General features: G+C 57.4%; 19 protein-coding genes and 1 CRISPR repeat array. Of the genes, 14 read left to right on the top strand and 5 right to left on the bottom strand.

Annotation, left to right across the window (positions count from 1 at the left end):
- Positions 1 to 93: 93 nt before the first annotated feature.
- Positions 94 to 786 (top strand): YflT domain-containing protein, encoded by a 693-nt coding sequence (locus AC1EJZ_RS09400; RefSeq protein WP_480294707.1) that lies wholly within the window; start codon positions 94 to 96, stop codon positions 784 to 786.
- Between the two features lie 28 nt (positions 787 to 814).
- On the opposite strand, the gene AC1EJZ_RS09395 is transcribed toward AC1EJZ_RS09400, so the two are convergent.
- A complete protein-coding gene (locus AC1EJZ_RS09395; protein WP_480294705.1) occupies positions 815 to 2,365 on the bottom strand; it encodes an aminopeptidase P family protein in 1,551 nt (516 codons plus the stop codon).
- Positions 2,366 to 2,450: 85 nt separating this feature from the next.
- Between AC1EJZ_RS09395 and AC1EJZ_RS09390 the strand changes: the two genes are divergently transcribed.
- The 6 genes from AC1EJZ_RS09390 to cas2 all read left to right on the top strand — a co-directional run bounded on the left by AC1EJZ_RS09390 (position 2,451) and on the right by cas2 (position 8,628).
- Positions 2,451 to 3,299, top strand: a complete 849-nt coding sequence (locus tag AC1EJZ_RS09390; RefSeq protein WP_480294704.1) for a PHP domain-containing protein — start codon at positions 2,451 to 2,453, stop codon at positions 3,297 to 3,299.
- Positions 3,296 to 3,931, top strand: coding sequence for a MarC family protein (locus AC1EJZ_RS09385; RefSeq protein WP_480294703.1), 636 nt, complete (start codon positions 3,296 to 3,298; stop codon positions 3,929 to 3,931). The genes AC1EJZ_RS09390 and AC1EJZ_RS09385 overlap by 4 nt, the downstream gene beginning before the upstream one ends.
- 172 nt (positions 3,932 to 4,103) lie before the next feature.
- Positions 4,104 to 6,107 carry a type II CRISPR RNA-guided endonuclease Cas9 gene (cas9, locus tag AC1EJZ_RS09380; RefSeq protein ID WP_480294701.1) on the top strand — a complete coding sequence of 668 codons (2,004 nt, stop codon included), beginning with the start codon at positions 4,104 to 4,106 and terminating at the stop codon, positions 6,105 to 6,107.
- Positions 6,108 to 6,148: 41 nt separating this feature from the next.
- On the top strand, positions 6,149 to 7,390 hold the full coding sequence (locus AC1EJZ_RS09375) for a hypothetical protein (RefSeq protein WP_480294700.1): 1,242 nt from the start codon (positions 6,149 to 6,151) through the stop codon (positions 7,388 to 7,390).
- Positions 7,391 to 7,398: 8 nt separating this feature from the next.
- Positions 7,399 to 8,295, top strand: coding sequence for a type II CRISPR-associated endonuclease Cas1 (gene cas1, locus AC1EJZ_RS09370; protein WP_480294699.1), 897 nt, complete (start codon positions 7,399 to 7,401; stop codon positions 8,293 to 8,295).
- A gap of 12 nt (positions 8,296 to 8,307) precedes the next feature.
- Positions 8,308 to 8,628, top strand: a complete 321-nt coding sequence (gene cas2, locus AC1EJZ_RS09365; RefSeq protein WP_092648271.1) for a CRISPR-associated endonuclease Cas2 — start codon at positions 8,308 to 8,310, stop codon at positions 8,626 to 8,628.
- A 49-nt stretch (positions 8,629 to 8,677) separates the two neighbouring features.
- Positions 8,678 to 10,636: direct repeats of the CRISPR family, unit length 36 nt; unit sequence GAAGTCTATCAAAGGGAAAGGTGACTGATTCCCAAC.
- Positions 10,637 to 10,729: 93 nt separating this feature from the next.
- On the opposite strand, the gene AC1EJZ_RS09360 is transcribed toward cas2, so the two are convergent.
- Positions 10,730 to 12,049, bottom strand: a complete 1,320-nt coding sequence (locus AC1EJZ_RS09360; RefSeq protein WP_480294698.1) for a hypothetical protein — start codon at positions 12,047 to 12,049, stop codon at positions 10,730 to 10,732.
- A gap of 517 nt (positions 12,050 to 12,566) precedes the next feature.
- Between AC1EJZ_RS09360 and AC1EJZ_RS09355 the strand changes: the two genes are divergently transcribed.
- From AC1EJZ_RS09355 to AC1EJZ_RS09340, 4 genes are all read left to right on the top strand, one after another.
- Complete coding sequence (locus AC1EJZ_RS09355) at positions 12,567 to 12,992, top strand: GntR family transcriptional regulator (protein WP_480294697.1); 426 nt, start codon at positions 12,567 to 12,569, stop codon at positions 12,990 to 12,992.
- Entirely contained in the window at positions 12,973 to 13,674 is a 702-nt protein-coding gene (locus tag AC1EJZ_RS09350; protein WP_480294696.1) for an ABC transporter ATP-binding protein, read from the top strand. The genes AC1EJZ_RS09355 and AC1EJZ_RS09350 overlap by 20 nt, the downstream gene beginning before the upstream one ends.
- A complete protein-coding gene (locus tag AC1EJZ_RS09345) occupies positions 13,671 to 14,483 on the top strand; it encodes a hypothetical protein (RefSeq protein WP_480294695.1) in 813 nt (270 codons plus the stop codon). Before AC1EJZ_RS09350 ends, AC1EJZ_RS09345 begins: the two co-directional genes overlap by 4 nt.
- A gap of 98 nt (positions 14,484 to 14,581) precedes the next feature.
- Positions 14,582 to 15,052, top strand: coding sequence for a hypothetical protein (locus AC1EJZ_RS09340; protein ID WP_480294694.1), 471 nt, complete (start codon positions 14,582 to 14,584; stop codon positions 15,050 to 15,052).
- A 145-nt stretch (positions 15,053 to 15,197) separates the two neighbouring features.
- Here the strand turns inward: AC1EJZ_RS09340 and AC1EJZ_RS09335 are convergent, their stop codons facing one another.
- Positions 15,198 to 16,994: a DEAD/DEAH box helicase gene (locus AC1EJZ_RS09335; RefSeq protein ID WP_480294693.1), complete on the bottom strand. Its 1,797-nt coding sequence runs from the start codon at positions 16,992 to 16,994 to the stop codon at positions 15,198 to 15,200.
- Between the two features lie 234 nt (positions 16,995 to 17,228).
- Here AC1EJZ_RS09335 and AC1EJZ_RS09330 point away from each other — a divergent pair, with 234 nt between their 5' ends.
- Positions 17,229 to 17,858 carry a ferritin-like fold-containing protein gene (locus AC1EJZ_RS09330; protein WP_058236150.1) on the top strand — a complete coding sequence of 210 codons (630 nt, stop codon included), beginning with the start codon at positions 17,229 to 17,231 and terminating at the stop codon, positions 17,856 to 17,858.
- Between the two features lie 12 nt (positions 17,859 to 17,870).
- Here AC1EJZ_RS09330 and AC1EJZ_RS09325 read toward each other — a convergent pair whose 3' ends face one another.
- Positions 17,871 to 18,095 carry a DUF3107 domain-containing protein gene (locus AC1EJZ_RS09325; protein WP_058236149.1) on the bottom strand — a complete coding sequence of 75 codons (225 nt, stop codon included), beginning with the start codon at positions 18,093 to 18,095 and terminating at the stop codon, positions 17,871 to 17,873.
- A 108-nt stretch (positions 18,096 to 18,203) separates the two neighbouring features.
- Here AC1EJZ_RS09325 and AC1EJZ_RS09320 point away from each other — a divergent pair, with 108 nt between their 5' ends.
- Both AC1EJZ_RS09320 and AC1EJZ_RS09315 read left to right on the top strand, forming a co-directional pair.
- Entirely contained in the window at positions 18,204 to 21,389 is a 3,186-nt protein-coding gene (locus tag AC1EJZ_RS09320) for a PD-(D/E)XK nuclease family protein (RefSeq protein WP_058236148.1), read from the top strand.
- Entirely contained in the window at positions 21,386 to 24,754 is a 3,369-nt protein-coding gene (locus AC1EJZ_RS09315) for an ATP-dependent helicase (RefSeq protein ID WP_058236147.1), read from the top strand. Before AC1EJZ_RS09320 ends, AC1EJZ_RS09315 begins: the two co-directional genes overlap by 4 nt.
- Positions 24,755 to 24,773: 19 nt before the next feature.
- On the opposite strand, the gene AC1EJZ_RS09310 is transcribed toward AC1EJZ_RS09315, so the two are convergent.
- Positions 24,774 to 25,898 carry a phosphotransferase gene (locus tag AC1EJZ_RS09310; RefSeq protein ID WP_480294691.1) on the bottom strand — a complete coding sequence of 375 codons (1,125 nt, stop codon included), beginning with the start codon at positions 25,896 to 25,898 and terminating at the stop codon, positions 24,774 to 24,776.
- Positions 25,899 to 26,019: the final 121 nt, after the last annotated feature.

Below are 26,019 nucleotides of genomic sequence, written 5' to 3'. Positions count from 1 at the left end.
AATCAGTCTAGGCTGAATTCATACGCGTCAGGTGATGTGAGGTTTCACGAGGCGTAGGAAAACTTTATGGTGTGATGTGAAAGAGGATTAAAAATGGCACGCCGCCACGGTTCGGCGCTCCTTGCGCCAACAATGCCATCCGGTACAGAGGTTGGCTCATACAAGACCTATATGGAAGCGTCAGATGCGGTTGACTATCTGAGTGATCAGGGATTCGATGTTCAGTTCATCACGATTGTCGGCACGGACCTGCACATGGTGGAGCGTGTGACCGGCAAGCTGACGACCGGGAAGGTCGCCGCGTCGGGCGCTGCGTCGGGCGCATTGTGGGGCGCGTTCATCGGGCTGCTGATGTCCTTTTCACTCCAAAGCAACATGTTGCCGTTCATGCTGCTGTCGCTGGGTGGTGGCGCACTGATCGGTGTCATCATGTCGGTGCTGTTCTACGCGCTGACAGGGTCGCGTCGAGATTTCACGTCGCATTCACAGACCGTAGCCTCACGCTACGCGGTGCTGGCAGCGGCGCAGATCGAAGAGGCCTACAAGTTGCTGCAAAATACGCGTGGCAACCTGATCCAGCCGATCCGTCAGCGCAGGCAGCGCCCGGAACCGACTGGTCCGACTGAGTACGGCTCACGTGCTGATGAACAGCCACGTTTCGGTGTGCGCCTGGAAGAAGGACAGCGCGAGCAAGACCAGGAACAGGCGGAAGAGGCTCCACGGAATGAATCGGTCGACCCGTGGGCGGCGCCCAGCAAAGAAGGTGGGGACACCGCTCAGCAGTAGCCCCCGCCTTCGTGCGAACGGTCAGCGGTTACTTGCCGCTGGCCTGCACCTCGGCAATCCATGCTTCGACATCGTCGATGGTGCGGGGAATGTCCTCGGAAATGCGGGTCACTGAACCATCAGCGTTGACCTGCACGTCATCTTCAATACGCACGCCGATTCCGCGCAGCTCCTCGGGAACAGCGAGGTCGTCGGCACGGAAGTACAGTCCCGGCTCAATGGTGAAGGTCATACCTGGCTCCAGCAGCGCATCCTGATACAGCTCGCGACGAGCCTGCGCGCAGTCATGCACGTCGAGACCCAGGTGGTGAGACGTGCCGTGCGGCATCCACCGGCGGTGCTGCTGGCCTTCACTGGACAGTGATTCCTTCGCGCTGACCGGCAGAATGCCCCACTGCTCGAGGCGATCCGCCAGTACCTCCATCGCCGCGTCATGAATATCGCGGAAACGGGTGTTCGGTTGCCCTGCACGCTTCAAGGCTGCTTCACACGCATCGAGCACAGCCTGGTAGACCTTCTTCTGCGGTTCGGTGAAGGTGCCGTTGACAGGCAGTGTTCGGGTGATGTCGGCGGTGTAGAGGGAGTCGACTTCGATGCCGGCGTCGACCAGGACCAGGTCGCCCTCGCGAACGGGACCGTCATTGTCAATCCAGTGCAGAGTGTTTGCGTGATTACCGGAAGCGGCGATTGTTTCATAGCCCAGGCCGTTGCCCTCCTCGCGGGCGACAGCACCGAATGCACCTTCAATGACGCGCTCCCCACGGCGGTGTCCGACTGCGCGAGGCAGGCTGCGGATAATGTCATCAAAACCCTGTTTGGTGACCTCAACCGCGTGGCGCAGTTCCGACAGCTCGTATTCATCCTTCTTGAGGCGGATCTCAGACAGATGCTCCTGGAGCTTCTCATCATCGGGCAGTGCATCCCCGCCGACGGGTAGCCCCGCCTGCTGGCGCACTTCGTTAACCATTGCTTCCACGTTCCCATCAACACCGGGCACGATGCGCAGCTGAACCTGGCCGGCATCTTTAGCCAGCGCGTCGCGCAGCGTGTCGATATGTGCGCACTTGAGGCCGGTCATTGCTTCCATCTCAGCGATCGACGGGCGCGCTCCCACCCAGAATTCGCCGTAGCGTGAATCAGCGTAGAACTCCTCTGAGGATCGTGAGGCGCGCGGCTTGAAGTACAGGACAGCTTCATGGGTAGCGCCCGACGCGTCACCCTCGTCAATGGGGTCGAGGACGAGGACGGTGTCAGGCTCTTTTTCCCCACCCAGGCCGGACAGGTGCGCGAACGCTGAATGCGGGCGGAAACGGTAGTCGCAGTCATTGGAACGTACCTTGTAGGTGCCGGCTGGAATAACCAGGCGCTGTCCGGCAAAGGGTGCTCCGGCAAGTTGGTGCCGGGCTGCCAGGTAGTCCGCTGCTCCGCCTTGTTCGGGCAGGTCACTGGGACGAGGACCCCAGTTCGAGCCGATGAAAGCGCGGAACGCCTCTGAGGTGGGACGGCGCGAGCGCGTATTGCCGCGGTCAGCCATCGTTTGATCAGTTGATTGTTCAGTTTCGGTTTCGTTCTCACTCATGCTTCTATGTTCTCACTTTCAGCGATCAATGCTGCGCTGAGCTCGCCAGTTTTCCTTAGCGCGCGTGTGCCGATACGGTACATACATGATCCGCATTGACCCGCATACTCACTCGGCCTGCTCGGATGGGACGGACACTCCCGCTCAACTCATGATGGCTGCATCCCGCGTGGGCCTGGACGTGGTGGGGCTGACTGATCACGACACGACCGCCGGGTGGGAGGACGCGGCGGCGATGGTGGAGCGCACCGGGGTGGCGCTCATGCGTGGCATTGAAATGTCCACAGCGTCGAACGGGATCAGTGCTCACGTGCTGGCGTACATGCCTGACCCCTCGTTCCCTGAGCTGGTTGAGACGATGCGGCGCTCGCGGGAATCGCGCGAGGAACGGGCACGCAAGATTGTGCAGAACCTGTCGGCAGACTTTCCGATCACGTGGGACGCTGTCGTTGCGCAGACGCGGGGCGAGAACGTGCCGGTGGGGCGCCCTCACATTGCTGACGCATTGGTCGAGGCAGGTGCGTTCCCTGATCGCGGGGCTGCATTTGACGGCGCCCTGCATCCCTCGTTGAAGTACTACGTGCACTACTGGGCTCCTGACCCGGTTGATACCGTTCGTCTGATTCGTCGCGCGGGCGGTGTCCCTGTTCTGGCACATCCGAGGGCGAGGGCGAGGCAGCGAATCCCGAGCGAAGACGTCATTGCTGACATGGCAGAAGCCGGTTTATTCGGTCTGGAACGTGACCACCGCGACCACGACGCTGCTGCTCGTGAGGAAGTGGAGCGCATCGCGGATCGGCTGGGACTGCATGTGACAGGATCGTCGGACTATCACGGCCAGGGAAAGCCGAACCAGCTTGGAGAAAATCTGACATCAGAGTATGTTTATCGGGCAGTGGAAGAACAAGCCAGCCTGGAGGTCGTACGCCCGTGAACGTCGCTGAGATCCTCAATATCGGTTTGCTCGCCACGACGTTTACGAAGCTGTTTGTCATCATGGACCCGATTGGGACGGTCCCGGTGTTTTTGTCGCTCACGGGGCGCTATTCGGTGGCCGACCAGAGGCGCGCCGCAGTGCAGGCCACGGTCACCTCGCTGGGTGTGATCTTGCTGTTCGCTGCGATCGGACAGTACATTTTGCAGTTCCTGGAGATTTCCACTGAATCGCTGCAACTGTCGGGCGGTTTCCTGTTGTTCCTGGTGGCGATGGAGTTGCTGACGGAAAAAGACCAGGACGAACCTGACACCGGGGATCACAATGTCAACGTCGCGCTGGTTCCGCTGGGCACGCCCCTCCTGGCCGGTCCTGGCGCAATCGTTGCCGTCATGGTGGCGGTGACGAATTCGGGTAAGACAATCTCGGGGTGGGTGGCAGTTGCCCTGGCGGTCGTGCTGATGCACGTGGTGATTTGGCTGACGATGCGTTTTTCCGTTGAGCTGGCCAAATTCCTGGGCCAGGGTGGCATCATGATCCTGACGAAGATCGCCGGTTTGCTGCTGGCGGCGATTGCCACACAGATGGTGATGACAGCGATCTTCACTTTTGTGCGTCATGCGGGGTTGTAGCGCTGAGCTAATTTTGTTGACATATCTATGGTTGAGTCATTATCATGATAATGACTGATTCTCAATAAGGTTTCGCCTTTGTTCGCGGAACTGATTGCTCCACCGGGCGCTTTTTAAGCGCCCGGTTTTCATTTTCGACCCAAATGCCATAGGGATGTGACACCCTATTCCCATGGAACAAGAAGCAATGACGCAACGGCATTATCGCGCAGGAATTGATGTTGGAACGAACTCAATAGGGTTTTCTCTCGTCGAGGTCGATGACGACGGTTATCCTACCGATCTAACAAATTCGGTGGTCGTTATACACGATTCGGGTGTCGATCCTGATGCGCAAGACGCAGGAGACTCACGCCGCGCTGTTTCAGGCGTAGCAAGGCGTGCACGACGTCTCTATAAACGGGCGAAGAAGCGCCTCGACAGGCTAGATGCGTATATTGAATCTTTAGGATGGCCGCTTATTGACCTTGAGTCCTATCAAGATCCACGGCGGGCGTGGAGCATTCGGGCAGCCTTAGCAAATGAGCAAATTACTGATTCCACGGTCCTACATGAGTATTTGTCTGTTGCGATGGTGCATATTGCTCACCATCGGGGCTGGCGTAATCCATATCAACGAGTGGAATCTCTTTTACGAGAGCAAGAGCCAAGTAGCAAACTGGAAGGCCTGCGCAAACGCGTTGAGAATCTGATAGGCCGAAACCTTTCGGAAGATCTTACTGCTGGGCAGCTTATTAATGAGGCATTGCGGGTAAATCCCCAAACGAAGCTTCGAGGTTCTTCAGGATTACTGGGTGGGACACTGTTGCAATCAGACTATGTCATTGAAATCAGAAAAATTCAGGAAACGCAGGGTCTGTCCAGAGCACTTGTTGATGAATTGATTCGCCGTGTTTTTGATTCTGTTTCACCCGTAGGAAGTGCCCGGGAACGCGTTGGTAAGGATGCTCTGCCGGGGCAGCAACAGAAACCCCGTGCAGAAAAAGCCCAACCTGCTTTCCAGGTTTTTCGTATTGTCTCCGTTGTTGCCAACCTGCGAATCGGAAAAGGCAGGGAACAGCGCATACTGAGTAAGCAGGAAAAAGACACGGTTGTTGACTTTCTGTTGCATTCGAGCGTCCCAGAACAGATCACGTGGGATGCAGTTGCAGAGCTCTTGAAGATTGAGAGACCCTCCCTCCGAGGGGTGGCACGAGCAGGTATAGATGGCGAGAATGTCAGTGGGCGGCCGCCAACTGATGCAACAAATCAGGTAATTCGTTCGTTGAAGATCCCGACGCTACAGGAGTGGTGGGAACAAGCGGATGAAATTGCTCAGGAAACTTTCATTGACCTCCGCTCAAATGTTGGCAGTGACGATCTTGACCCTGATTCTCTGCAGGAAATTACTCGCCTAATAAGTGCGTTTTCAGATGATGAAAGAGAAAAGCTTGAGGAAGCAACTTTCCCTATGGGAAGAGCAGTTTATAGCGTGGATTCTCTTCGCAGGCTGACCGAATGTATGCGGGAAGATGGAATTGATCTCTATGAGGCGCGAAGAAAAGAATTTGGTGTTTCTGAAGACTGGGAACCACCGGCGGAAGATATTGGCGCTCCTGTCGGCAACCCATCAGTCGATCGTGTTACGAAGCAGGTTGCCCGTTGGCTGAGTGCGGTTGAGAAGAGATGGGGCGTTCCTGATTCAATTAATATTGAGAATGTCCGGGATGGTTTTAGCAGTGAACACGTTACTCGTGAAATTATGCTCCAAAATAAGAAATCCCAAGAGCGTAATGAACGAATTGTCCACGAGATCCATGAGCGACGTGGAATTGATGGTCCTGTTAGGCGCTCTGACATCATAAGATATAAGGTTTTCTCGAGACAGGAAGGAATCTGTCTCTATTGCGGAGAGCCCCTATCGATCGAGAATTTCGAGGTTGACCACATCGTACCGAGGTCCGGTCCTTCATCGACGAACAAGATGCATAACCTAGCAGCGGTCTGCCGGACTTGCAATCATCAAAAATCAGGAATGCCGTTTGCTTTATGGGCAGAGAATTCTGATCGTGATGGCGTGAGCCTTGAGGGAGCAATCAACCGGGTTGGAATGTGGTTGCCTGATCCTGGTATGAGCCGAAAAGACTTTGGACGTCAGAAACAGGAAACGATACGCCGTCTTAACGGAAACAGATAGATGAGCCTCTGGACGACAGATCAATGGAATCAGTCGCGTGGATGGCTAATGAACTGAGACGCCGGATTGACTACCACTTCAACCATGAGGAGAAAAAGACAGTTGTACGGGTTTTCCGAGGAAGTCTTACTGCTGAGGCGCGACGTGCTTCCGGTCTTGAAGGCAAGGTGAAGTTGATTGGCGGGCACGGAAAAACACGTTTTGATCGGCGACATCATGCCATGGATGCTCTGACGATTGCTCTCTTAAGACCTTCAGTTGCTCACACTTTGGTACTGCGCCAGAATATTCGCTATGCAGAGCGTTTGACGCAGTCGCCACAGACGTGGAAGGAATTCACAGGCCTTACGATCGCTGATCGCCAAATATGGAATCACTGGCTGCAAGAAATGGATTTGGCTACCGAATATTTCAATTCTCGAATTAGCGCAGACACGATTCCGGTTATGCAAAATCTACGTCTTAAGCTTGGAAATGGAGCGGCGCACAAGGCGAAAATAGGCAAGCTTGAGCATGTCAAACTTTCCGATGCCATGCCAGTGCAATCGATTGATCGTGCTTCAACGCCTGCGCTTTGGTGGGTCTTGACGCACCAACCTGATTTTGATCGTGAAAGTGGTCTTCCAGCAGATCCGTCACGCCGTATTGTCGTGAATGGAGTTCACTACACTGGTGAAAGTGCAGTCGATCTTTTCCCGAAACTTGTTCCAGCAGTGAAAGTACGAAATGGATGGGCAAGCACAAGCTCTTCAATACACCATGTTCGCATTTTCAAAGTTGACGGGAAAAAACCCAAATACTATCAGCTGCGGGTTTTCAAGACAGATCTCATTCCGTATGCCCACGAAGATCTTTTCACAGTACAAATTCCAGCAAAATCGATTAGTGTGCGAACTGCGTTGCCAGCTTTACGAAAGGCAATAGCTTCTGGGCAGGCTAGACAGGTCGGATGGCTCGTTCGGGGCGATGAGCTTCGTTTGCGCGCAACAAACTTTACGAAGGGGAAGATCGCTGATTTCTTTCAAGATTTTCCGGATATGGTGTCTTGGAGGGTGACTGGTTTTGAGAGCACACGGCAGATTAATCTGCGACCATCATTGTTAGCGCTCGAAGGAGCGCCTGAGCAGATCTCCCCTGCAGTGCTTGAAATCTTAAATAGGAGCTGGCGACCAACCTTTAGTGACCTTTTCACCAATGGGAATCCAGTAATCATTCGACGTAATGCTCTGGGTGAGCCACGTGAAGCCAGCAATTCCGGACTACCTTTGAGCATGACATTATAGGTGGAAAAATGTCGGGGCAATGGCGCGTGCTGGATTTTCTTGGTTTCCGCGGGCAGGTTCGTTCAGTTCGCGGCGGTCTTGAAGTTTTTGACGAAAGTGGTCACAGCAGGCGAGTAGCGTGTGCGGATCTTGCAGTAGTGTTGTTTGGACCCGGAGTGGATTTTTCCTCGGGCGTTATGAACCGTCTAATGGATAACGCGACAGTACTTTTCTATTGTGATTGGCGCGGAATTCCACGCGGCGCTTCCTATCCTTGGTCAAATCATTCGAGAGTTGGTGCGCGTCAGATAGCTCAATGCGAGGTATCACTGCCTAAGAAGAAAAACGCGTGGGCTAAAATTGTCCGTGCAAAAATCATGGGGCAGGCGACGACGCTGAGATTGAAAGGAGCATCTGGCGCTGGAGAGTTGGTTGCTCTTTCTCGTCAAGTGCGTTCGGGCGATCCAGAGAACCTTGAAGCGCGTGCTGCCCGTATATATTGGAAGTCTTTTCTTCCTTCTGGGGTTCGACGAGAATATGGCGTGGGGAGCGACAATATTAATTCGTGTTTGGATTACGGGTACACGATTCTTCGAGGGCACGGAATCCGATCTGTCTTAGGCGCGGGATTGAATCCAGCCTTTGGACTGTTTCATCGGGGACGCGGTAATCTGTTTCATTTGGTCGACGACCTGATTGAGCCGTTCCGACCCGCCATTGATGCAGCTGTGTGGGATATCGGTTTGAGCGCGCGGCTTGCGGATCCGAGTGTGAGGAAGCAGCTGGTGGCGGCTACCACACAAAAGTTTCTTGATGATGGAACGTGTATTCCGACGGCATTTGACATGCTTGCCCAGAGTTATGGCCGCTATGTTGAGGGGGATGGCGCTCGATTTGATGTTCCTTACTGGCATGAGTTCGATTGAGCGGATTGTCTGATGGCGGATGGCCCAATGTGGTGCTTGGTGATGTTTGATCTTCCAGTCTTGACCAAGGTGCAGAGACGGGATGCCAGTAATTTTCGTCATTTTCTGCTAGATCGGGGTTTCTCAATGGTTCAGCTGAGCGTGTATGTGAAGTATTGGCCAACTTGCGGAATCGATATGGTCACAGTTAAGTCTATTAAAGGTGCTCTCCCGCCCGGTGGGCAGGTTCGTGTCATCCCGATTACAGATCGTCAGTGGTCGGGCGGTTTCAGATTCCAGTCTGCAACGGAGTGTCCTGTAGAGGACGAACCTGAGCAGCTAACAATTTTCTGACGGAATTATCTGCTTTTTCGGCAAAAATAGGCGGGAAACCTCTCCCTTTGAAGTCTATCAAAGGGAAAGGTGACTGATTCCCAACAACACCACCGCCTGACCCTGACGATTACGAAGTCTATCAAAGGGAAAGGTGACTGATTCCCAACAACGTGCTCGAGGTGAATGTCTTGAGCGGAAGTCTATCAAAGGGAAAGGTGACTGATTCCCAACCTGTGATGCGGCCGATTGGGTCGGCGTGGAAGTCTATCAAAGGGAAAGGTGACTGATTCCCAACTACTCCCGAACACCTCCCTGAGCTGGCGGAAGTCTATCAAAGGGAAAGGTGACTGATTCCCAACGCCCGGCCTCCATGTCGCGACGGGCTAGGAAGTCTATCAAAGGGAAAGGTGACTGATTCCCAACGTGGCGAGTTGGAGCCGTTCAGCGAGTGGAAGTCTATCAAAGGGAAAGGTGACTGATTCCCAACCTACGACGGCGCGGCGGCGGGCCGCCGTGAAGTCTATCAAAGGGAAAGGTGACTGATTCCCAACTGGGAGCTGGTGATGATCATCTGGCCGTGAAGTCTATCAAAGGGAAAGGTGACTGATTCCCAACTGCACGGTGAGCAGGTCAGACGTAGTGGGAAGTCTATCAAAGGGAAAGGTGACTGATTCCCAACCGTGGCAACAATGGCACAGATTCTATCTGAAGTCTATCAAAGGGAAAGGTGACTGATTCCCAACCGATTCGCGACAACAGCGTACAGGCGCAGAAGTCTATCAAAGGGAAAGGCGACTGATTCCCAACAAAAAGTCTGGCGAGATAGCTACGCCGTGAAGTCTATCAAAGGGAAAGGTGACTGATTCCCAACAACGATGCCACGGCAATAATTACATGGGGAAGTCTATCAAAGGGAAAGGTGACTGATTCCCAACTGTCGCGTGTCGCGTGTATATATATATAGAGAAGTCTATCAAAGGGAAAGGTGACTGATTCCCAACCAGGTCAATGAGCGTACAAACCGATCTGAGAAGTCTATCAAAGGGAAAGGTGACTGATTCCCAACGCGTTGGCATATGGCACGCGCTTTGATCGAAGTCTATCAAAGGGAAAGGTGACTGATTCCCAACCTGCTGCCTGAACCTGCGTGTTGTCCATGAAGTCTATCAAAGGGAAAGGTGACTGATTCCCAACTGCGTGTGGGCATGGCTAATCACCGCGAGAAGTCTATCAAAGGGAAAGGTGACTGATTCCCAACGGAATGTTCTGCATAAGCGGGTGAATGAGAAGTCTATCAAAGGGAAAGGTGACTGATTCCCAACCTACGGCATCATTACAGAAGAGACCGCGGAAGTCTATCAAAGGGAAAGGTGACTGATTCCCAACGTTGGGTTGGCCTACTCGTCACCTTCAAGAAGTCTATCAAAGGGAAAGGTGACTGATTCCCAACTGGAAGAAGCAGGGGACTGGGTTCGTTGGAAGTCTATCAAAGGGAAAGGTGACTGATTCCCAACAGGCATCGCATGATCACGCAGGCAATCAGAAGTCTATCAAAGGGAAAGGTGACTGATTCCCAACACCTTTATCGAGCTGAGAACAAAGAGTGGAAGTCTATCAAAGGGAAAGGTGACTGATTCCCGACCGCCCCGGCGGTATCCGCTATATCAAGCGAAGTCTATCAAAGGGAAAGGTGACTGATTCCCAACAATGGCCGTGGTTCCCGCCAACTTTAACGAAGTCTATCAAAGGGAAAGGTGACTGATTCCCAACGCTTATCGCTAATCTGGCCACGCTCGCCGAAGTCTATCAAAGGGAAAGGTGACTGATTCCCAACATGATTAAGGGCGCGATCAGCGTGGCGTGAAGTCTATCAAAGGGAAAGGTGACTGATTCCCAACCTAGCGCGCGGCTGGCTGGGTATTGGTCGAAGTCTATCAAAGGGAAAGGTGACTGATTCCCAACTGTAGTCCTCCGATGAGGAGGTCGAGTCGGAGTCTATCAAAGGGAAAGGTGACTGATTCCGAACTATCTTGCCCGATGCATGCTGCACAGTAGCGTAAGAAGCTGATGCTGTCTTGAAGAGTATTCGAATTGCGAATCCACGCGTGGTGATCGAATCTTAGCAAAAGCCGTCCTCATGGTATTTGTCCTCGCCGTCTTCAGCGTGGTCTGATCTCACCATCTCATCGGTGCCGTAGTAATACCGCAGTTGTTGGGAGAGCGTCTGCATGATTGGCTGATCGGGGTGGTCGTGCTGCCACTGGCGGGCGTACGTACACAGTAGTTTCAATACCGGTTGGGGCGAGTTTTCCTCCAAGCTCCACTTGTCCCGTTCAATGCGCTCAACTGCCAGACGGATTGCCTCGCAAGGACGTGGCTGGTCCTTGCTTAGAGCCAGCATCATCCACCGGTCGTTGACGCCCCAGCGATTGGCATACTCCCACGCCCGTTCCCCATCACCTTCAGCCAGCGCAAGGTCAATGGGTGTGTCCGCGTTTGTCCAGGGCTGCTGCGCAATCCACTCGATGACTTGTTGGAGGACCAGAGAGCGCTTATGCGCTTGTCTGCCGCATGTGAGCAGAAGATTCTGGAACTCGACACTTGGCGTCGACGTGAAAGCGGTTCGTGCGATGGCAAGTGCGGTGCGTATACGTTTGGCTGTCAGACAGCACTGCACCGCCTCGCGGACAGGAATGAAGAACGGCGAGTAGCCCTGGGGCGCGTCGGTGCTGATGGCGTGTGCTTGATGGGCGTGCGCCACGACGTCAGCGGCCAGATCCGGCCGGTCGATGGCCTGTAGATCGTTAAAGAACATGCTGTAAGCGAAGCGATCGCCCTGCGTCGCGCACATGCGCAGCAGGGGAATGTCATCCTGGCACAGTGCCAAGTCGCGTAAGAGAGAGTTCTCGGCGCTTTCGACCTGGATTTTCTCATGTCTGCATTCGATCAGGTAGTCGCGATAGGCAGCCGTCGCTTCCTCGCCCAGGATAGGGATGATGTCTCTAGCTGAGGCTTCCCGCCATTCGTAATTCTCGACGAAATAGTGGGCTGTTTTACGGCCGGCTTCCTTTTCGGGCATCGTGGCCATCCATATCCAGACCAGCATCACTTCGAAAATCGTCTGCAGGTGATCGGCCCATTCACGAGCGTCGTCGTGTGGATCGTCGAAGACCAGTCGTTTGAAATCGGCAAGTGCGTTGTGGCAGATCTGTTCCAGCCCGTCGGTTAATCCAACGGTGATCAGCATCTTCATCTGCAGACCGAGTGACACTATCTCGTGTCTGTTTGCAGCGAGGTCGACCCAGGAGGGTTTCCCGTAGCAGAGAAAGATCCGGCTATACGCCTGCTGTACGAGCGCCGCAGACTGCTCGGGGGACCCAAAATTGAAACTCCACGCTGTGGCGAAGAGCTGGCCGACAGGAGGAAGTGCGGCCGCCATTTTGGAGTAATGCTGGAGGAGTTGCTGGTCGACTGATTGAATGAGCTTTTTGGCCAACTCTGACGTGTCAAGGAGTTCTCGAGGCAGTGAAGGCGTTCCAGAATCTACTGATTGGCCGTGTTTGAGTAGAACCAGGGCGAGCGCGCATTGATGTTTGCAGAAGTGTCCGGCCTCGCCATGCGGGCAGCTGCACGCCCCATCCAGGGTTCCGTCATCTTCCCACAGCAGATCAACCTCGTACAGTGAGGTGCCTCGTACAGAGGCGTTTGCCCCGTGCTCTTCTATATGTACATCCATCACGAAAGGCATATAGGGGCGTGCGCGGTCGAAAACCTTATCGCCTGCGCGGGCCCGAACATCCTCAACGCTGAAGGGGAACTCATCCATAAACGAAGTATGACAGCACCCGTGTGCATCTGGAGCCCGTCGGATTTCAGAGATCGACTATTGCCACCCCCATCCAAACTGTGTTACTGTATTAATACAGTGATACAGATGGAGGGAGGGAGACATGCAAATGAGCGGAGATTCTCGGCCAATCTGGATCCAACTGGTCGAAGAGTTTACGCAGCGTATTGTTTCCGGCCAGTGGAAGCCCGGAGAAAAAGTACCGAGCGTCAGAGAACTGGCCGCAGAATTCACAGTCAATCCGAACACCGTCCAACGAGCACTCACCCGTGCTGACGAGGACGGCCTGACACAATCGAATCGCACTGCCGGACGCTTTGTGACAGACGACCAGGACGTGATCAAGCAGCATCGCGACAACCTTGCACACCAGATAACAGCTGAATTCATCGCACAGATGAAAGCACTTGGATGTGACAAGAACACGATCACTGAGCTGATCAATTCCCAGTGGAATACGTATGGACCTGACACAGTCGCCCTCGGCAATGAACAGAAACACGCAAAGGATCCTCATGACAACGCACGCAATTGAGGTTGCGCACCTGACCAAAAAATACGGACAATGGCCGGCGCTCAACGATATATCTTTCGCCATTGAGCCCGGGCAGATCGTTGGCCTGATGGGGGACAACGGGTCCGGGAAAACGACACTTCTGAAAATCCTGGCAGGAATACTGTCCGGTTACGAGGGGAACGTCGCCATCCACGGCCATGCGCCCGGCCCGCAGTCCAAAGCCATCACCTCCTACCTGCCGGACGAATCGGCGCTGCCAACCAGCCTGACAGCCGATGAGGCGATCCGCATGTATGCCGACTTCTTCGACGACTTCGACCGCGCTCAGGCTTCTGAGATGATCGATTTCTTCGAACTGCCACACAACAAACGCTTCCGAGAGATGTCAAAAGGTATGCGCGAAAAGGCGCAAGTGGCACTCACCATGTCCAGACGGGCAAAAGTCCACCTGCTGGATGAGCCGATATCAGGGGTTGACCCGGCGGCGCGCGACATTATCATGCGCGGCGTGCTCATAGGTTTTGACCCCGACGCCCTCATGATCCTGTCCACACACCTGATCCGCGACATCGAGCCGATCATTGACTACGCAATCTTCATGCGCCAGGGGAAGATCCTGCTGGCGGGACACGTTGATGATCTGCGAGAAGAGCACGGCACGGACCTCGACACTCTGTTTAGAAAGGTGTATGCACGATGATCTGGACAATTATCCGCTATGACGCCAAAGCAACGTGGCGCCAGCTGTGCGTCATGCCTGTCGTGGCAGCATTGCTGCTGGGCACAGCAATCGGCGCAGATGCGCTGAAAATTCCAGTGTTGAAGCAAACTTCCCTGGTACTCGCAGTGGTGGCAATCGGCGGGCTGCTTGCAGTGCAGGCGCTGATATGCATCCTCAACTACTGGACATCAATGTATGGGCGACAGGGCTCATTCACGCAGACCATTCCGGTGCGCACATCAACACTTTTGAGTGGAAAACTCCTGTACGCACTTATCGTCGGCGTGCTGTCACTGATCGTGACCGCCGTGTTCACGCTGCTTGCCGTCCTGTATTACGTCGGCGCCGAACCTGCGCGCTACGTCATTGACCAGATTCTTCAGCAGGCGTGGACCAATGCGGTCATACTGGTAATCGCAAGCGTGCTCCTCCAGTTAGTCTGCTCACTGGTGATCGTATGGTCGGTGATCACAATCAGTTCTGACGAAAAGCTCTGGTCGCTCAGATGGGGCGCACCGGTCCTCGGCCTGTTCTGCACATACGTTGTTTATGAAGTCGGAGCCGCGCTGTTCATGCTGTTCATTCCGATCGGAGTGCGTATGGAAGATCCCGGGGCAGGTGACATCGTCATGGAAGGAATGTGGCCCAGCTTCGTCAAACTGGTGCAGTTTGACGCAGCATCGCCTGAGGTGTTGGGGCTTGGATACGTCCTGTGGGCGGTTGTTCTGGCAGTGGTGCTGCTTGTCCTCGCGCGGCGTCACGCGGATCGGCGCACATCCGTTCGGTAGCGGATTGCCAGGCAGCCCGCCTCCCTCGTCTGCTTGTCGAGGGAGGCGGGCCTGTGAGAAAGTATGAAGGTCAGTGTAGCGTGGATGTGGAGGTACCAATGTCGGACCCGGTGCGACCTGTTGGTGGCCAGGTGGAGCCGAATCGTCGGCCAGGGACGGTGTGGGCGCTGCTCATCCTCACGTTGATCTATTCCATCTTCAGCTCTGTCAGAGCTATCAACGACGCACTCACAGCGTTGCCGCAGATGACAGACAATGGCGAGGACCTCACGATGGTTGCAGTGGTTATCGACCTTGTCATTATCGGCCTGTGTGTCCTGCTGCTGCTCGGTGCACTCCTCGTCACCATGCGAATGACCCGGATCCTGATGCTGGTTGCAGGGATCATGACGATCGGATGGGAGCTGCTGTCCGTTTTCAGCTACGCGGTTTTGCTGCAGGAGTATCACCTTGGTCGCTGGGCGATCAAACTGGGCCAGCTTGGAATCGTGATTGTCATCGTAGTGCTGACGCTGGTTCCACCCACGGCGCGCTGGTTTGCAGCCAGGTTCACGCAGCGCAGGATATAGGCGTTCGAGGGTGGATGCGCGCCCTCGCCATGCCTGAGAAAGGGATGGTCCAGCCAGTCCCGCTAAGACGACTTTGACACCGATGCCCAAGGCCGATTCGTTAGCCTTGGGCATCTGTATGCGTGAAACTTCAGGTGGTGCCGACTTACTCAGCAGCCTCGGAACCACTGGAACGGCGGCGTACACGGCGGCGAGTGCCCTGAGTGCCCTCACCCTTGACAGATCCAGAGTCACTCTTGCGGCGACGCACACGCGTACGTTGACGACGCGGTGTCTCCTCAGATCCACCGTCCTGCGACGCTGCGCCCTTACGGCGGCCAGAGGAGCGACGCCCACCGCCTCGACGCCCGGATCCTCGACCCGAACCACGCCCTGATCCGCGTCTCGGACCGTGATGCCCGCGACCGGTTTCTCCCAGATCCTCCACCTTCTCGGCTTGCAGACCCGCGCGCGTGCGCTGTGAACGCGGCAAACGGTCGGTGACATCGGTCGGGATATCCAAATCCGTGTACAAGTGATCCGACGTGTGGTACGTCTCAAGGGGGTCTGGCACGCCCAGCCCCAACGCTTTCGAGATCAGTGACCAGCGCGGCACATCATCCCAGTCCACGAATGTGACAGCGGTGCCGGATGCGCCTGCACGGCCGGTGCGTCCAATGCGATGCAGGTAGATTTTCTCGTCTTCAGGGCACTGGTAGTTGACCACATGTGTCACGTCGTCAACGTCGATGCCGCGTGCCGCCACGTCGGTGGCCACCAGCACGTCGATCTTGCCGTTACGGAACGCCCGCATTGCCCGCTCGCGCGCACCCTGACCCAGGTCACCGTGCAGCGAACCAACAGCAAAACCGCGATGCGTCAGATCCTCGCCCAGGCGCGCTGCCGTCCTCTTGGTGCGGCAGAAAATAATGGTGCGGCCTCGCCCTCGTGCCTGCAGAATACGGCTGATGACTTCCACCTTGTTCATCGCGTGCACGCGGTAAATGACCTGCTTGACTGTGCGCACCGTGGCGCCCTGATCCTCCGGGTCCTGCGCGCGGATGTGAGTCGGCTGGGACATGAAGCGGCGAGCCAGCGCCACTACCGGGCCAGGCATCGTCGCTGAGAACAGCATCGTGTGGCGCGTAGCCGGAACGCGTGCCAGCAAAGTTTCCACATCGGGCAAAAAGCCCAGATCCAGCATCTCGTCGGCTTCGTCAAGGACTACTGTCTTCACGCCGTTGAGCTTGAGCACGCGCCGCTTGAGCAGGTCGATCAGACGACCGGGAGTTCCCACAACGACGTCAGTGCCGCGTTCCAGCGAATCGATCTGCGGCTCGAACGCTACGCCACCATAAATCTCCGTGATGCGCACACCCAGTTTCGATCCGGCGACGCGCAGATCAGCCGCCACCTGCTTGGACAGCTCGCGCGTGGGGAGCACAACCAGTGCCTGCGGACAGTCGGGATTGAGCAGATCCGCATACGCCGGGCTCGAGGGCACCACCAGCTCCTGAAGCAGTGGGATCCCAAAACCCAGCGTCTTGCCGGTACCGGTTTTCGCCTGGCCGATGATGTCATGCCCGTCCAGCGCCACCGGCAAGGTGAGTGCCTGAATCGGGAACGGGTGGGTAATGGAACGCTCCTCCAACGCCTGCACGATCGGATCGCACACGCCGAAATCTGCGAATGAGCGTTCATCGAGGTGCGACGTGGAGCCGTCCTCGTCAGTGATGTCCGGGACTGCTTCGCCGGCGTGAGCGTCGAATGTTCCGTCGGCAATGTCACCCAGGCGCACCACCCCGGCTGAGTAGGTCACTGACGAGGGTGACTCGTCCTGAGGCTGCGCTTCGTTATCTGTCAAGGAATCAGTCACGATCCTGCTATCTCCATCTTCGGGACGTTGCCCGAGGTCAGGTGTGAATGCGATGCACTCACACACGAGGGGAAGCCGATCGCGCATTATCACTGGGCACATACACGCCTCATGTCGGGCGCCGTTGAATGTGCACGGACGCGGCAAAGATTTCACCAAGGTGAAAGCTCCGCGGTTCAGTCGGTATCTGACGGTGTCGTGTTGAGTCAAAGCGACCGGTCAACCGTATGTTCGTCTCCATGATATCCGTGTCGGCCGTATGAATGTGCAGGCGGTGAGGGTTATCACGTCCCACGGCTGTGATCGCGCTAGGCTGGAGCCATGCAACGTGTCTACGAAACTCCTTCACACGCCACCAGTGAAGCGCTCGGTTTTTTCGCGTACGGCGCGCTGGCGGCCATGACCCGTCTGGCCAAGGACGGTGACCAGGCGCCCACCATCGACGCCCATATCGCTCACATGGAAATGGCGGATCGCGCGTTCCAGTTCTTCACACAGATGGGAGTCTGGGCGCGTCACCGCGGGCTGGATCTGGCCGAGCTTGCCGACGAGTATTCAGGCATGTTTGACGACATTGACATGCGCACCCGGCCCAGTCAGTGGTGGGAACGCTCCGTCAAAACATACGTCACGCTGGGTATCCTGAGTGATCTGATGCGCGAAGTCGCCGTGTGCCACAAGCTGTTTGATGACGTGTCGGAGTCGTGGGATCTGGGTCAGGGCGCGTGGGTGGAAGAACACCTCGCGCCGCTGACTGCGCAGGACGGGCAGCTGGCCGCACGGTTGTCCTTGTGGGCCAGGCGCGTGGCGGGCGAGGTGCTCGGTCTGGCTCGTGCCACGCTGTTCACGCATCCGAATCTGGCGAAAGACGGCGACACGGCTGATGCCATTTCCGCCGAGGTCACCCGGCGTCACGGTGAGCGCATGGAGCGCATTAACCTCAAGCCCTGAGGTGGTTCATCTCTAGCTGACGGCGAAGCCCACTCGGCGAGGCTGTTCTGAGGCGATCGACACGTATGCCAGGGATGCTGCCGGTACGATGATGCGCTGTCCCCGACGGTCAGACAGGTCGAGGGCGGTCGAGTCTGCGGCTGTCTGCTTGACGAGGGCGACCAGGTCTTCCTCGTCCATGTCCACGTCAAGTTGAAGTTCGCGGGCAGCGCCTTGCACTCCGATTGCTATTTTCATGTGAAACTCCCTTTCGAGCCGGCCATATCCTGGTTCTCACCCTAGCAACGCTGCACCTCACGTACCGGATCGAACGCAAATGCACGTGCAGGATGTCACTATTAGGACATGGACATCACCACGACTCCGATTATCGCGCGTGAACAGCCAGTTCACGTTGCTGTTCCTCAGCTGGATCAGTATCAACGCGCAGTATGCGATGCGGTTGCCGCCGGGCAGCATGCTGTGGTGCGCTCCATGCCTGGATCGGGGCGGACGACGTGCGCACTGGCTGTTGTCCAACAGGCTGTGAACAGGTCAGACAACGTGATGATGCTCGTGCCGGATCGCAACCGGGCGGACTGGCTTCAACCCCGTGTGGAAGCGCTCGCACCGCACACTGTTCGCCCCGTGCGAACGCCGGCCGGCTGCGCCTATCAGGTTGTCTCCACGTGGCGCACCGTGCGCGCGGATCCACTCGGTCCCGTTCAACTGGTCACCGGAGCGGCAGAAGATCAACTCATAGCGGACCTGATGACGCGTCCCGGCATTAACTGGCCGGAATTCCTGCCTGAACAGATGCGTGACATGGCGGCCTTCCGCATGGAAGTACGCAACCTTTTCGCTCGCGCCGGTGAAGCAGGTATCAGCGGTGAGGAACTGGAACGAATTGGACGTGAGCGCGGTGCAGACGAGTGGGTGGCGTGCGGGCAGCTTCTGCAGGTGTACGAGGGGGGCCCCGACTTCGCTGTGGAAACGCGCGGCACAATGCTGGCTGACATGTCGCGCATACAGCGTGTGGCGGCTCAGGTGATCGATGGGTGGGATCGTGATGCCGCGCGCGTGGGGGTGAGCGCAGATGCGCCCATACCTGATGTGATCGTGGTGGATGATCTGCAGGACTGCACTCCCTCAACCGTCGAACTGCTCAGCGCGTGTGCGCGCAGTGGCACCAGGATCGTGGCATTTGCCGCTCCCGATGTTGCCGTGGCGTCCTACCGTGGAGGCGAACCCCACCTGGATGCGCGCCTGTCGCGCCGCCTGGGCGTTCCCCTGATGCAGCTGGGTGCCAACCGCCGCGGCACACCCGTACTGCGTCACATGGTCTACGACGCAGTTGAACGAATCGGCGTGCAGGCCTCGGCTGCGCACCGATTGGCAGAAGCTCAGGCATTGGGCGTGTCGGATGGGCAGGCAGACGATACGCCGGCGACAGGTGATGTGCATCTGCACGTCGTCGCAACCGATGCTCAGATGGGGGCGCAGTGCGCGCGGGCCGTGCGCCATGCTTTTCTGCATGAGGGGATGGACTGGACGGACCAGGTCATCATCGCGCGCTCCAGCAGCATCGTTGAACAGGTCAGGCGTCAGCTGATGCAAGGCTCAGTCCCCGTTGCTGGTGGTCAGCGCGCCTTCACATTCTCCGCAGAGCCAGCAACCCGGATTCTGCTTGAGCTGATCTGTGCCGATCCGGAAGATCCGGAGGATTTGCTCACGCACCTGATCGACTCGCCCTACATCCAGGTCGATCCTCTTGACGTGTCGCGAGTTCTGCGAGCGCTGAACCGGCAGTGCCGGGACGAAGGTGCAGGCAGTGCAGATGATGGCGACGACACTGATGCCCGCGTCCAGGAGGTGAGCATCGCTGATCTCATCGCTTCGCCGCAGATCCTCAACACGCTCAGTGATGACGACGACGCAGCGCAGGAGGCCGTGTCGCGCATCAGGGGTGAACTGCTCACAGCTCACCTGATGTGGAAAGCGGCCCAAGATGCCGCACAACTGACACCCGGCGTGGCACTGTGGCGCCTGTGGAACAGCAGCAGCGAACTGGGTGAGGAGCACTCAGTGGCGACCCGATGGCGCAATGGCGCCATTGCTGGAGGCACGGATGCCGCATGGTACGACGATCAGCTCGACGCGGTCCTGGCACTGTTCAAAGTTGCCGATGTCTACGAGCAGCGTGAGCCAGGCGCACGGGCAGGAGCTTTCGCGCAGCAGCTGCTCGGTGATGACGTACCAACCGATACGATCGCGCAGGCAGGGATTCGTCCTCGGGGAATCGAAGTACTGACACCGGCAGCCGCGATGGGGCGCGAATGGAAGCTCGTGCACATCGTGGGCGTGCAGGACGGTCAGTGGCCCAACATGACGGTGCGTGACCGAGTGCTGCGTTCCGACCTGATCGGGCAGGCTGACCCTGATCCCTCCACGCGGTTGGCGCGCCACCAGATCATGGAAGATGAACGCCGTCTGTTCGCCGCCGCTTTGTCCAGAGCTACGCGACGCGTGCAGGTTTATGCCGTGCTGAATGAGGACGAAGCTCCCTCGTCGTTCGTGGACCTGATTGCGCGATACAGTCACGCACCGCGCACCGAAGATGGAGACTGGATCGTTGAACGCGTACCTGCGCCCCTGAACATGGCTGGTCACGTCGCGCACCTGCGCCATCTTGCAGCTCAGGGTGGAAAAGAAAGCGAACAGGCCATTGAACTGCTTGCGGTGCTGGCACGCAGCGGTGTCAGCTATGCGAACCCGCGCTACTGGATGGGGACAGGCGGGGTGACGACCTCTGAGGTTACCGGCTCGAAAACGGTGCGCCTGTCACCCTCGAAAATCCAGGACATCCGCGATTGCCCGCTCAAATGGTTCTTCACGTCGATCGGCGCTGACCAGGCGCCGGGTGCCGCCCAGGAATTGGGCTCCCTCATCCATGCCATTGCTCAGCGTCACCCGCATGGACCACTCGATGTCATGATGAGCGAGTTGCGCGCCGCATATGACCTGCTGGACTTCGATGCGAACACACTGGCAGGACGCCAGCAGATCGCGCAGGCTGAACACATCATCGAGAACCTTGCCGCATATATGGAGGGAGTGCCCGGTCCGGTAGAGGTCGAACAATCCATTCACGCCACTATCGGTGATGTCATCGTGAGCGGGCGCATTGACCGGATTGAACATGTGGACGGGAAGATACGCGTGGCGGACCTGAAAACAGGCAAGAGTGCCGTATCAAAGACCGCGGCTCAGGAACATCCTCAGCTCGCGTCCTACCAGGTGGCGCTGACAGTCGCAGGATATGAAATGACTGGAGCCCGCCTGGTGTACCTCGGAAAGAAAAACGTCGCGACGCGCGAACAGTCAGCAATGGACTCCGAACAGTTCACTCAATGGTGCGACCAGATGAAGCAGTGGGGACAGATGGCGCGCGGCCCACACTATCCGGCAACACCGTCAGAAGATGCATGCCGTTTTTGCCGTTTCGCTCAGAGTTGCCCTGCCAAAGATGGAGGACGGAGGACACTGCCATGACAACGCAGACGCTGACCCATCCTGAGATGACAGCCCGACGAATCGCGGAACTGACGGGCCTGCCGGTTCCCACCGCCGAACAACAACGCGTCATTGAAGCTGACATGGAGCCGCTCCTCGTTGTTGCCGGCGCTGGGTCAGGCAAGACCGAGACCATGTCGATGCGAGTGCTGCACATGGTCGCCGCGCGAGGACTATCCCCCGACCAGATCCTCGGATTGACCTTCTCACGCAAAGCAGCCGCTGAACTCGGTCAGCGGCTTCGAGCGCGCCTGAGCACACTGAGCCAGCACTGCGACGGCATCATCACCACTGAGGATCCGGTATGTATGACATACCACTCCTTCGCACAGCAAATCGTCCACGACCACGGGATGCGTCTGGGTATCGACCCGAACCAGCGTCTGATCGGACAGGCAGGCGCAGTCCAGATGATGACCGACATCGTTGAGATGTGGCCACACGATCTGGGAAGCGACAAGAGCGTATCCAGCCTTGTGGACAGCGCACTGGGTCTTGCCGGCCAAATCGCTGAACACGCAATGAGCATTGATGAGATGCGCGTATTCCTCGACGAATTCGGAACGGCGCTGCGGGAAATTGGCAAGCCGACCGGCGTACTCAAGAGCATGGTGGACACCAACGACCTGCGGCTGCGCCTCCTTGACCTGATCGACGCCTTCTCTGAACGCAAACGCAGTGAACGAGTCGTCGACTTTTCCGACCTGCTGATCTTGGCCAACCGGCTCGCCCACAGCGCGCCCGCTGTGCGCGACCAATTGAGAGCCGACTATCACGCCGTGTTTCTGGACGAATTTCAGGACACCTCCGTCATCCAGATGAAGTTTCTGGCGGCACTGTTCCACGATCACCCAGTGACAGCGGTAGGGGATCCCAACCAGTCCATCTACTCGTGGCGTGGTGCCTCAGCCGGATCGCTGAAATCATTCCTGGACCGCTTCTGTTCGGATACGCCTCACGTCGAGCAAACACAGTACCTCTCGACAGCGTTCCGAAACGACCGCATGATTCTCGATGTCGCCAACCACGTGTCCAGGCCGCTGCGTGAGGATTCCGACATACCGCAGCTCAAAACGCTCGAACAAACACTGACTGCTGACTTGGAGCGCGCGCGACGCGAAGCGGCTCCCGTTGCTGAACAGCAGCGCCTCGAACAGGCGGTTCAGGCTGCGCGCGAGCGCGCCCATGACGGAGTTGTGGACGTCGCCTTCGAGACCAGCACCCAAGACCAGGCCGAAACAGCGGCCCGCTTCCTCGTGAAGCACCGCCAGCGCCGAGGCTCCAGATGGTCAAGCGCGGCGGTGCTGTGCAGGCGAACCTCCGATTTTATTGCAGTGGAAAAAACACTTCGAGCACATGACATTCCTACCCAGGTAATTGGTTTAGGAGGACTGCTTCAACAACCTGCGGTCGCAGATGTGCGGGCAGCATTGCGATTGAGTGTTGACGTGAGCGATTCGCCTGCAGCACTGCGGCTGGTGACGAACCTCGACCTGGGAGCCTCGGATCTGCAGGTGCTCGGCAAGTGGGCCAGGGCACGAAATACGCGTACGCCGGGAGACCATCCCCTGACCTACCTTCTCGACGCTCTCGATACGCCTCCGCCCGTGCACTGGCGCGGCGATGATGCTTCTCCTGCGATCTCTGCAGCAGCAGTGGCGCGCGTCGAGGTCCTGTCCAGCAAACTGCGTGCCATCCGTGAATGGTCCGGGCATCCGGTGACAGATCAGGTGGAACGTGCCATCTCGATACTGGGAGTGGCAACCGATGCTATTGCCGACCCCATGCCCAACGACGGACGCGAAGCGCTGGATACGTTCGTGGATGTGGCCCGAAACTTTGAGAAAGATGCCCCTGATCCGTCGATGCGCGCATTCCTTGCGTGGCTGGATGTGGCCGAACAGGAAGAACGTGGCCTTGCCGGGCCGCACACCGACCCGGATCCCGATGCGGTGCAGATTCTCACCATCCACGGGGCGAAAGGTCTGGAATGGGACAGTGTGGTTGTCTACGGACTGGGGGATGGGATTTTCCCTTCTCACCGCTCGAACTCAGTGACGTGGCGCGATGACCCGCCCGGAGCGAGCGGATGGTTGGAGCGAAGCAGCGAGATTCCCTACCCGTTGCGAGGCGATGCCGACTACCTACCGGCCTTGACGATCGGTGAAGGGGAGGGGCGAACACCTCAGTCAGCGTTCAACAACTGGATTTCGCAGACCTATCGGCCTGAAATGGGCTGCCAGACGGAGCGCGAAGAGCGCCGTCTCGCATACGTCGCATTGACCAGGGCACGCCATCACATGCTGCTGACCGGTGCATGGGTGGCATCGTCAGCGAAATTGCACTTTCCCTCGCGCTATCTGATGGAACCACTTGAAGCTGGGCTGACGGCTGCTGACCCTGAACGTGCGATCGCGCCTCAACCTGAACCTGAAGAAGTCGCACAGCTCCTGGCCGCGCAAGACTCACCGCTCTTTCCGGCACCTCCTGACGTATCGCGCCAACGCATGACGCAGGTGGCTCACGCAGTGCAGGATGCGATGACACGGCATAGCGGTGAGGCGACCGATGGTGACACGCATCTGGCGCGCACCCCGCACCCGCTGGCCGCCGATACGCGCGTCCTTCTCGACGAGCATCTGCTGCGCAAACACGACGATGCGCTTGTTGTGCCACTGAGCCGCATTCCGGCAACCTCGGTGACACGACTGCTGAGCAGTCCAGATGAGTATGCGCGCGACTTGCGTCGGCCCATACCGCGCGAACCCAGCGACGCCGCGACCCTGGGGACACTGTTCCACTCATGGGTCGAACGCCAGCTGCGCATGGTCTCAGGTGAACTGTGGGATGAGCACATTCCCGGCGAAGAGACGCTTAGCTCGGCGCAACACAGGCGCTTTGACGCAATGAAAGGCATTTTCAACACCCTCCCCATTGTCAATACAGGAAAGCCGATCGCGGTAGAAGAACCCTTCTCGGTGCGGATCGGCTCCTTGAGTATTCCCGGCCGCTTCGACGCTGTGTTCGAAGATGCCGACGGCCGGACAGTGATCATCGACTGGAAAACAGGTCGCGCCCCGACGCGCAATCCAAGCGGAGCGCTCACCGCGCAGGCGCATCTGACTCAGTTGCGCCTCTACACCGCCGCATGGGCGCAGCGAAGCGGAACAGACCCGGACGACATTCATGCCCGCATCGTCTACCTGGGTGGTAATCCTTCCGTTCCAGCAGATCAGCGCATGTATTCCAGGGAAGCTCTGGACGCAATCGTGCGCGAATATGACTCACCGATCAACGACCTGGAAACCGCGTTGCAGGCAGTGTTCACGCAGTCGCCAGCATAGAGCGCGCCTGCGCGTCGCTTCAGGAAAACTGTGGGGGAGTGCGAGTCGGATCACCATCGGCATGCCGGTCAATGACGGACTCCACCTCGTCCATCGACACCGGCTCCGTCACGTTCTCAGGCGAAGCAGTCCAGGTTGGCGCGACGGGCTCTGCGGCAGGCTCAGGTTCATCCGCGGGGGCATTCTCATCCTTGGGTTCAGGCGCGAGCTCATGCTCCGTCAGCAGGTCATCGCCCACGTCGAGCGACACATCCGTCAACATCTGCGACGCGTCGCGAACGATCTCCTTGTCCTCGGCATGAAGCCCGTGAGACAGCCAGCGCACGATTGCCAATTCAGACAGCAACTGAGCGCGCGTCACCAGGTGCAAGTCCGTCGCCATCCTCGTCATCGAATACGACGACTGGAACGTTTCAAGGAAACCATCAGACGCCTGAGACAAAATCCACGCCACGTCGATCGCCGGATCACCCAAGTGCGCAGAGGAAAAACCACTGATGGACAGCACGATCCCATCTGCGACCTTCACCGACTGCACATGCAGATCGCCGTGAACAGGGCACGGGCGGAAACGCCACAAAGCGTCATCATCTAAGGCAGCTCGCCAGCGGCGCACAAGATTCGCAGGAACCGTCACAGCTGCCAATACTTCCTGGAGGACAGCACGGTGGCGGTCACGGCACTCAGAGGCCGAATACTGCGGAACATTCACATCCGAATACGTTGAGACAGGCAGGTTATGCAAGCTGGCGATTGATCGGGCCAGCGAGGCCGGCAAAATACCCGACTGATCGAAGTCCTCATCACCCATGAAACGGCCCGCAAGATCCTGATGCACCATCACCGACACGCCCTCGCGGGTGCGGGCAATACCAGCAGGACGCGGCACATCAAAACCGACCTCACCCGTATCGTGAGCAGACGCCAGACGGGCAAGGACCGCCCACTGTGCCCTCAAATCCACACCGCCCACATCTTCATGCGGACACACCACGGTCCAGCGGTTCCCCTGATCATCGACAATGCCGGTCATGGAGACAACCTCGTCACTGAATTGAGGCTCACGTAAAGCCGCAACAGAAAGGCCGGGTACCGCCGCGGTCGCCAACGCAGCCAATTCAAGAGGTGTTCGTGGTGTACTCACCCTCTTACGGTACATGGCCTGTCCACACTTCGAGCCGCTTCATTAATGGTGTTTCACGCCCCGTTTGGGAAAAACTGCAGGTCACTGGCGCACCGAACGCTCACCGGTACCCAAACCCCCA

It is taken from the genome of Pauljensenia sp. C0170B5 (assembly GCF_056590195.1).
Note: the sequence above shows the minus strand (reverse complement) of the source record. Positions and strands in the feature narration are given on the sequence as shown.

Coding starts and splice junctions, on each gene's coding strand:
- cas2 (WP_092648271.1), top strand. CDS start 8,308: ATGGCGGATGGCCCAATGTGGTGCTTGGTGATGTTTGATCTTCCAGTC.
- AC1EJZ_RS09390 (WP_480294704.1), top strand. CDS start 2,451: ATGATCCGCATTGACCCGCATACTCACTCGGCCTGCTCGGATGGGACG.
- cas9 (WP_480294701.1), top strand. CDS start 4,104: ATGGAACAAGAAGCAATGACGCAACGGCATTATCGCGCAGGAATTGAT.
- AC1EJZ_RS09320 (WP_058236148.1), top strand. CDS start 18,204: ATGGACATCACCACGACTCCGATTATCGCGCGTGAACAGCCAGTTCAC.
- AC1EJZ_RS09350 (WP_480294696.1), top strand. CDS start 12,973: ATGACAACGCACGCAATTGAGGTTGCGCACCTGACCAAAAAATACGGA.
- AC1EJZ_RS09355 (WP_480294697.1), top strand. CDS start 12,567: ATGAGCGGAGATTCTCGGCCAATCTGGATCCAACTGGTCGAAGAGTTT.
- AC1EJZ_RS09340 (WP_480294694.1), top strand. CDS start 14,582: ATGTCGGACCCGGTGCGACCTGTTGGTGGCCAGGTGGAGCCGAATCGT.
- AC1EJZ_RS09335 (WP_480294693.1), bottom strand. CDS start 16,994: ATGCGCGATCGGCTTCCCCTCGTGTGTGAGTGCATCGCATTCACACCT.
- AC1EJZ_RS09345 (WP_480294695.1), top strand. CDS start 13,671: ATGATCTGGACAATTATCCGCTATGACGCCAAAGCAACGTGGCGCCAG.
- AC1EJZ_RS09400 (WP_480294707.1), top strand. CDS start 94: ATGGCACGCCGCCACGGTTCGGCGCTCCTTGCGCCAACAATGCCATCC.
- AC1EJZ_RS09395 (WP_480294705.1), bottom strand. CDS start 2,365: ATGAGTGAGAACGAAACCGAAACTGAACAATCAACTGATCAAACGATG.
- AC1EJZ_RS09325 (WP_058236149.1), bottom strand. CDS start 18,095: ATGAAAATAGCAATCGGAGTGCAAGGCGCTGCCCGCGAACTTCAACTT.
- AC1EJZ_RS09315 (WP_058236147.1), top strand. CDS start 21,386: ATGACAACGCAGACGCTGACCCATCCTGAGATGACAGCCCGACGAATC.
- cas1 (WP_480294699.1), top strand. CDS start 7,399: ATGTCGGGGCAATGGCGCGTGCTGGATTTTCTTGGTTTCCGCGGGCAG.
- AC1EJZ_RS09360 (WP_480294698.1), bottom strand. CDS start 12,049: ATGGCGGCCGCACTTCCTCCTGTCGGCCAGCTCTTCGCCACAGCGTGG.
- AC1EJZ_RS09330 (WP_058236150.1), top strand. CDS start 17,229: ATGCAACGTGTCTACGAAACTCCTTCACACGCCACCAGTGAAGCGCTC.
- AC1EJZ_RS09375 (WP_480294700.1), top strand. CDS start 6,149: ATGGCTAATGAACTGAGACGCCGGATTGACTACCACTTCAACCATGAG.